This is a genomic window from Vibrio sp. 10N.222.49.A3 (genome assembly GCF_041475145.1).
GTDB classification, from domain to species: Bacteria; Pseudomonadota; Gammaproteobacteria; order Enterobacterales; family Vibrionaceae; genus Vibrio; species Vibrio tasmaniensis_A.
The window spans coordinates 24,131-31,740 of sequence record NZ_JBFRVM010000078.1 but is presented as its reverse complement, the minus strand read 5'-3'; the positions used below and the strand labels follow the sequence as shown (position 1 = coordinate 31,740).

Genomic DNA, 7,610 nt, shown 5'->3' with positions numbered 1-7,610 from the left:
GGATAAAAGCATTACATCCAGAGAAATATTTTCCGCGCCAATGTTCGCCAGAAAAAACAACTGGATTGTCTTTTAGCGCATAACCTACTTGTTTAACCGAACAATCAGATTCATCGGTAAATACTTCTGTCAATTGAGATGCGAGCGTAGGGCTTGCCAATAAAGCTATTAGTAAAAGTGCTTTTTTCATGTAATCCTCTTGTTTAGTCATTACAACGATACAGGGCATCTCCCCCTAATTAGCTTGAACCCAAAGCCTTAACTCTTTACCTGTAGTCAAAACTACAATCTGCTCAACATAACCCCTTGCTTTAAGAGCATGTAAAACTTGTGGACTCTTAGAGCCTTTTAGTTGATAAGCTGTCTTACATGTAACTTGAACCTCACCGACTTTCTCTAACAAGTTATCAATATTAATCACAACCTTCCCCTTGTTACTTGATTAAATAGATCCTGAAGACCGTAGCGCGGCTTTTTTTGCATTGCGCCTTTTGATCAGATACTTACGTAAAACGAACCCTTGCACTACAGCCCCACACAACATTAATACAAAAACGCCGGAGAATATTGACAGTATTGCCGCAAGATGAGGCAGCATACTACTGCCGATAAAGTGATTCAGCCCATAAAGCAACGTGCTCAAAAACTGACTGCCTAAACCTACAATCCCGAGCAGCAAACTTAACCGACTAGGAGCATCCATCCGGTCTACCACGAACGCAAACGTAAACCGACTTCGTACCTTCTGCAAAGATTTCATTGTTTTTTGCTCAGATGTCACGACTTTCCTGCAATATTAGATGTAGATGCACAGCCTATTAATATGATTCCGCCTAGTAGCGATGTTGAAACTTTTAAACTTAATCTCATATATCTTCTTCTATCTATGCTGCCCAATAAAACTTCGACAAAAAGTTGCAGTTGGACGCTGTTTATACCAAAAACACTTAGTTCCTAATGTTGAGGGACAGCAATACGTCTCAAGAATCTCTATTGCAGCATTGGGGCTTAATTTTTTCCCCGTCACTTTAAAGTGCTGCTCTATAAATTCTGATGTACTAAATTCAGAATTGTTTATTGCATTTATTGAATCCTGGATATTCATTAGTATTACCTCTAGTCAATACAGTAGCGTCGTGCCACCTATCACAGATAGGCTACCACCTCACAAAATGATTGCAAGTTATTGTTTTAACTACAATATTACACAAAACCGTCACCCCTAAGATTACACAAATACATTACTTAAAATAACTATTCCCTCGTTTATTCTTCAAACAGAGACTCAGCCCCAATCAACGGGATAAGTCTTAGTAAAACATCTTCCATCACACCGTTTTCAGCGGTGGTTATCTTCTTCGCGTTACGGTCTTTCCAAGAGAGTGTTTGAATCAAACTTGATGCCACGACACTAGGTTTATCCAAATTCATTACCGGAACCTCGGTAGCTTGACCTCGAATACTGGTACTAATCGGACAACAGATAAGTAACCCCGTTTGCTGATTATATTCTTTACTTGAAAGGACAAGAGCAGGACGGTATTTGCCGATCTCCTTGCCTTTCACGGGTTCAAAATCTAACCAGATAATGTCATTACGTTTAGGGATGTACTGAGCCATTACTCGCCTAACTCCTTACCAGAAACAACCGCTAATTCGTCAGCATGTGCCGTATGAGCATCTAAGCCGTTCAGAAGTTCTTTTTCGCTGAACGGAAAGCGTTTCTTCGGGCGTTTGATTGGTTCGATAGTGATTTTTTTACCATCGGCTTTAACCTCAATATCAGCCCCTTCAACCAAACCAAGCTGACGAATGAACGTAGCAGGAATTATGTTGCCAAGACTATTGCCAATTTTTCGTACTTGAGTGCGCATATCTCAACCTCTATGTGTGTACATTGTTATAACAATAGTGATTGTATATATTTTAATCTTGGTGTCAACATTGTTATAACTACAATGCTAGTTCAGCCGCTTTAGATAATTGGTTCGTTGAAATGTCGATGTACTCCAAACTCATTGACGGTTCAGCATGGCCTAATGCTCTTTGTATTGCGTTTAACTCAATCCCTTGAGCATTCATGTTCGAACCGTAACTTCTACGCCCTGTGTGGCTACTACAGCCTTTTAATCCGCTCCGCTGATAGATATTCCTGATCATCAACTCCAGTACATCACAAGCCTGATAATCAACCTGTTCACCTGCCTGATTTATTCTAGTTTTACGCTTCATCGAGTAGCTACGTGCACGATTGTTCAACACAAGTTTACTTAGCGGGTTTAGTCCCTGATAAGTGTTGTTAAAAGTGGTCGCCCAATTGTGTGACTTTCGGTAATCAACCCACTCTTGGATCATTTGTTTGGCTAATTTACTTAACCAGATAGAACGGGGCTTTCTTCGTTTACACAGTGAAGCTCTAAGGTAGATCTCTTCTTTAATTTTGCCAGTAGGCATCAGTACATCATCAACTGTGAGTTGGGCGAGTTCAGAGACTCGCAAAGTCGAAAAAGACAAGGCCAAAACCACACGCTTTAGCTCAGGGTTTTGCATTAGTTGGCATCGAACAAGTAACTTGCGGATTTGTGACGGGGTAAGGCTTTTTGCTTTGGCTCTAGCTTTAGTCATTGTGTATTTTCCTCTTAGAGTCAGAAATACACACACAAGCAGATTAGAGCGTGTTGTTCATGGTATCACACGGAATTACTGGCTTTGGGGGAAAGCGTTCCGTAGTATCGAAATCAACTGATCACGATACTACATACTGGAGTGGTTAAGGTAATTGATGGGCTGTTGCTGTTAAAGACTCGATTTGAACTGTTTTACCTGACATAGAAACTTCTTTGGTATAAAGACTTTCTGCCTTATCCCATTCTAAAAACGCCTGATTAGCTATCGTTTGAATATTAGCTAAATTCACATCGTATTTTTGCGTTAAGCTCAAAGGAAACTTGAAATCATAACTAAGCCAAATGCCATTTTGCTCGGGACGTAATACATGTTGCCAGGCGGAGTACTGACTACCACAATTGTCATATTCAAAATTGCAAATCTCAAACCCCTTACTTTCCGGCAACTGAGATAAATATAAATACACATCGTAGGTTTGATACTCAGGCATCGCTTCAGCATTGTTAAAATTTAACACAATAACACTGTGTGCCTCTGCCTTTGTCCCAATCTCAATATGATTGGTAATAGGGGGGGCGTTGCAGTGTTCGTACAGCCCAATAGCGCTGATGATATTCCCACCGCAAGTAACATTTTTTTCATAAATAGCCCTTTTTTACTGGATATCCAACCAGTATAATAAGAATCACATCACGACACAATAAACATCCTCACCAATTGATTAATGTTGAATTAATCAATAATTTCAATATGTTCTTGTTTATATATGGTTCATGCTGGCTGCTATATACTTGCATGTAGAGTCAGTATGAAGCCGACAGAGCGAAGCGGCGTCAGTATTACTAATTTAGAGAAAACTGATCATTTTGAGGTTTAGGATCAAAAAATCAAGCGAAACCAAAACACATCACAACCCGTTAACATTTAACTAAATTCTGTAATTAACTTTCAGGAGAAAACTCTAGGGTATGGAAAGAGAAATGGCTGACTTTCGAGCGGTTGTAGCTAGAGTCGTCCCCTACCGCGCAAAAGCCAGCCTAATTTTGTCAATTTAACATATGATCGATAATACAATCCAAGAAAGAAGCACCGTACGGTGACTAATTTAGGTTCTGTCGCAAACTTTGAGGATTTAAGTTAAGGTTTGCTTGATTTCTACTCATGAAACTGATTCTTAATGTGTAAGGCTGTCACTTTCCTTCTGAAGTTGTTCTTGAAACCGTACGTTATTATCTCGCCTATAAACTCAGTTATCGTGAAATTGAAGAGATACAGCTTGAGCGTAGAGTTGTTGTAGATCACGCCACTATCGATCCGTCGATAAATTTGGAAACGTGATCGATTACTACCTTAGCCCGAACCGTGATGAGGCAGCTGCCAAAGCCTTTCTGAATAAGGCCATTGCACAAAATGGTTTACCAAGCAGGTTACAGCCAAGCAATAAACTTGCGCGGGACAAGAGTGAAGAACTTGGCCCCCCTAGTGGCTGCCATACATCCTCAAACAAACAGTCCATTTCCTGGTGTCGTGGGAGAAGCGAACGGCCATGTCATTGATTTTCTACTCTGCGATCGCCATGATGAGAAAGCGGCTCGCGCCTTCTTTACCAAGGCAATCGGCTATAATGGTTTATCAGAAAAAGTGGTTATCGATAAGAGTGGTACCAACGCGTTAGCGCTGCATAACATCAATGTTCAACTCTGGCTGACGGAGAAGAGACTCAACTTGATTGAAGTATTTCAAGTTAAATATCTGAACAATATAGTTGAGCAAAGTCACCGGAAAGTGAAAGGTAAAATACATCAGTGTTTAGGGGGGAATTTGTATGAGAGAGCCAGTTCCACCCTGGCAGGCGTGGAACTGTGGTCGATAATTAAAAACGGACAGCTCGATAATCCTGAAGGCTTATCTGCTTGGGAGCAATTTTACGCACTAGCAGCCTAATTACATCTAAAAACCAGTACACTTATACTTCATCATAATTTTGCGATACAACCCCACATTATACGGCTTTGGCTCTAGAGCTGGTTTTGTTCATTTTACTTTAAATGACTAAAGCGTTGCTCCAAATTGTTCTAACAACTCACGTTGTGCATCGGTTAGATTTTTGGGTATTTCAACTTGAACCTCCACCAATAGATCGCCCGCTTCACCTTTACGACTTGTCACGCCTTTCCCCGTCATCTTGAATTTACGCCCTGTTTGAGTACCCGCTGGAATTTTGAGTTTAAAGCGACTGTCTAACACATTCACCGTAACTTCCCCCCCTAAAGCCGCAGTAACCATATCAACTTTGGTGTGACAAATAATGTCATTACCATCGCGGTCTAGAAACCCATGTGGTCTGGTTGCAATAATGAATAATAAATCCCCCGAAGGACCACCATTAACGCCTAAACCACCTTTACCGGAGTAACGTATCTTTTCACCATCTTTAATACCCGAAGGGATCTTAACTTTGATTTTTTTCTGTTTACCATTGATTAGCAATTCGACCGTTTTTTCAGCCCCTTGAACCACATCAATAAAGTCTACAGTAAGCGTATATTGGTGATCTTGACCTTTTTGTCCGCGTGGGCGCCCGTGTCCACCACGAGTTTGTGAGAAGAGATCCTCAAACCCTCCACCAAAGCCGCCGCCACGTTGGCGGAAGGCATCACTAAAGAAGTCTTCGAACCCACTGTGACCACCAAAACCACGATTCTCAGATTCAGTATGACAAAATTGGTCATACTGAATGCGCTTTTCTTTGTCTGTTAAAATTTCATAAGCATCTTTTACTTCTTTGAAATTCGCTTCTGCTGTCGCATCTCCGGGATTTTTATCGGGGTGATACTTAACCGCCAACTTCTTGTAGGCTTTTTTAATCTCTTTCTCCGAGGCTCCCTTAGATACACCTAGCACGCTGTAATAATCTCGTTTTGACATGCTAAAAACTCACTCAATTTCTCATTCAAACAAAAAAGGGCGTATGAGTGACCTCTTACGCCCTGAATACCAATAAGTTCACGTCTCCATGATACATAACTCAACGTTTAACAGCTCGAAAGCAATTATCCGTCAGTGGCGTTACTTCATTTCTTCAAACTCAGCATCAACAACATCGTCGTCCTGCTTAGGTTGTTCATCAGCTTGCTGTGCTTGTGCTTTCTGTTGAGTAATTTCCATTAGCTTTTGAGCTGCTTGCATAAGTTCTTGAACTTTAGCGTCGATCACTTCTTTTTCGTCACCAGACTTAGCTAATTCTAGAGCTTCGATAACCGCTTCGATTTTAACTTTCTCGTCTGCAGGTAGAGCTTCACCCGCTTCTTCTACTTGCTTCTTAGTACCGTGAATCATTTGGTCAGCTTGGTTACGTGCAATGACTAGCTCTTCGAACTTCTTGTCCGTTTCTTTGTTAGCTTCTGCCTCTTGTACCATTGCTTCGATCTCTTCCTCAGACAAACCACCTGATGCTTGTATCGTGATCTTTTGCTCTTTACCTGTTGCTTTATCTTTAGCAGATACGTTCAGGATCCCATCCGCGTCTAGGTCGAATGTTACTTCGATTTGTGGCATGCCACGTGGAGCTGGTTGGATACCTTCTAGGTTGAACTGACCAAGAGACTTGTTGTAAGTCGCTTGCTTTCGTTCACCTTGAAGAACGTGGATAGTTACTGCGCTTTGGTTGTCTTCAGCTGTAGAGAACACTTGCACCGCTTTAGTCGGGATAGTTGTGTTTTTCTCGATAAGCTTAGCCATTACCCCGCCCATCGTTTCGATACCGAAAGAGAGAGGAGTAACGTCAAGTAGTAAAACATCTTTAACGTCACCAGCTAGCACTGCACCTTGAACAGCAGCACCCATTGCAACAGCTTCGTCAGGGTTCACATCTTTACGTGGCTCTTTACCGAAGAATTCAGTTACTTTAGCTTGAACCATAGGCATACGAGTTTGACCACCCACTAAGATAACGTCAGTGATTTCGCCTACAGATAGGGCAGCATCTGCAAGAGCTACTTTTAGTGGCTCAAGAGAACGTTGAACTAGGTCTTCAACTAGAGACTCAAGCTTCGCTCGAGTCACTTTGATGTTCATGTGCTTAGGGCCATTCGCATCAGCCGTAACGTAAGGTAGGTTTACGTCAGTTTGAGTAGTAGAAGAAAGCTCGATTTTCGCCTTTTCTGCTGCTTCTTTAACACGCTGCATTGCTAGTGGATCAGTTTTAAGGTCGATACCTTGCTCTTTTTTGAACTCATCTACTAGGTAGTTAATCATGCGGTTATCGAAATCTTCACCACCAAGGTGAGTATCACCGTTAGTTGAAAGAACTTCGAAAGTTTTCTCACCTTCTACTTCATCAATTTCGATGATAGAGATATCGAATGTACCACCACCAAGGTCGTATACAGCGATAGTGCGATCACCACCTTGCTTGTCTAGACCGTAAGCTAGAGCAGCAGCAGTTGGTTCGTTGATGATCCGTTTAACATCTAGGCCTGCGATACGACCAGCATCTTTCGTTGCTTGACGCTGAGCATCGTTGAAGTAAGCAGGAACAGTAACAACTGCGCCAGTTACTTCTTCGCCTAGGAAGTCTTCAGCTGTTTTCTTCATTTTCTTAAGAACTTCAGCAGATACTTGAGGAGCAGCCATTTTTTGGCCTTGCGCTTCAACCCAGGCATCACCGTTGTCAGCCTTAACAATGTTGAAAGGCATGATTTCGATATCGCGTTGAACTTCTTCATCTTCAAAACGACGACCGATTAGACGCTTGATAGCGAATAGGGTGTTTTGAGGGTTAGTAACCGCTTGACGCTTCGCAGGTTGACCAACTAGCGTCTCACCTTCAGTGTATGCGATTACCGAGGCTGTTGTGCGTTCGCCTTCAGTATTTTCTAGTACGCGAGGTTTGTCGCCGTCAAGTACGGCAACACATGAATTTGTTGTCCCTAAGTCAATACCGATAATTTTACTCATAATAAGACCTCTCTTATTAAAAT

The 7,610-nt window shown here is 41.8% G+C and carries 8 protein-coding genes and 1 pseudogene; 1 reads left to right on the top strand and 8 read right to left on the bottom strand.

All coding sequences use genetic code 11. From position 1 onward, the window contains the following. From AB4589_RS14675 to AB4589_RS14650, 6 genes are all read right to left on the bottom strand, one after another. A partial coding sequence (locus tag AB4589_RS14675; protein WP_372100912.1) for a hypothetical protein occupies positions 1 to 190 on the bottom strand: 190 nt, incomplete at its 3' end. 45 nt (positions 191 to 235) lie between these two features. After that, positions 236 to 421 (bottom strand): hypothetical protein, encoded by a 186-nt coding sequence (locus AB4589_RS14670; protein ID WP_017104223.1) that lies wholly within the window; start codon positions 419 to 421, stop codon positions 236 to 238. 845 nt (positions 422 to 1,266) lie between these two features. Continuing rightward, complete coding sequence (locus AB4589_RS14665; RefSeq protein WP_017098244.1) at positions 1,267 to 1,620, bottom strand: type II toxin-antitoxin system PemK/MazF family toxin; 354 nt, start codon at positions 1,618 to 1,620, stop codon at positions 1,267 to 1,269. Then, the gene (locus AB4589_RS14660; RefSeq protein ID WP_017098243.1) at positions 1,620 to 1,874 is read right to left on the bottom strand and encodes an AbrB/MazE/SpoVT family DNA-binding domain-containing protein; all 255 of its coding nucleotides are present in this window, start codon (positions 1,872 to 1,874) and stop codon (positions 1,620 to 1,622) included. The genes AB4589_RS14665 and AB4589_RS14660 overlap by 1 nt, the downstream gene beginning before the upstream one ends. Before the next feature lie 79 nt (positions 1,875 to 1,953). After that, positions 1,954 to 2,625, bottom strand: coding sequence for a site-specific integrase (locus AB4589_RS14655; protein ID WP_102495680.1), 672 nt, complete (start codon positions 2,623 to 2,625; stop codon positions 1,954 to 1,956). 145 nt (positions 2,626 to 2,770) lie between these two features. Continuing rightward, complete coding sequence (locus AB4589_RS14650) at positions 2,771 to 3,145, bottom strand: hypothetical protein (RefSeq protein WP_017098241.1); 375 nt, start codon at positions 3,143 to 3,145, stop codon at positions 2,771 to 2,773. A gap of 668 nt (positions 3,146 to 3,813) precedes the next feature. Here AB4589_RS14650 and AB4589_RS14645 point away from each other — a divergent pair. Further along, a pseudogene (locus tag AB4589_RS14645) lies at positions 3,814 to 4,572 on the top strand (transposase); the annotation flags it as partial. 108 nt (positions 4,573 to 4,680) lie between these two features. Here the strand turns inward: AB4589_RS14645 and AB4589_RS14640 are convergent. Together AB4589_RS14640 and dnaK are read right to left on the bottom strand one after the other, a co-directional pair. Then, a complete protein-coding gene (locus AB4589_RS14640; protein WP_017096991.1) occupies positions 4,681 to 5,556 on the bottom strand; it encodes a DnaJ C-terminal domain-containing protein in 876 nt (291 codons plus the stop codon). A gap of 141 nt (positions 5,557 to 5,697) precedes the next feature. After that, positions 5,698 to 7,587: a molecular chaperone DnaK gene (dnaK, locus tag AB4589_RS14635; protein ID WP_102258078.1), complete on the bottom strand. Its 1,890-nt coding sequence runs from the start codon at positions 7,585 to 7,587 to the stop codon at positions 5,698 to 5,700. Between the last annotated feature and the right edge of the window lie 23 nt (positions 7,588 to 7,610).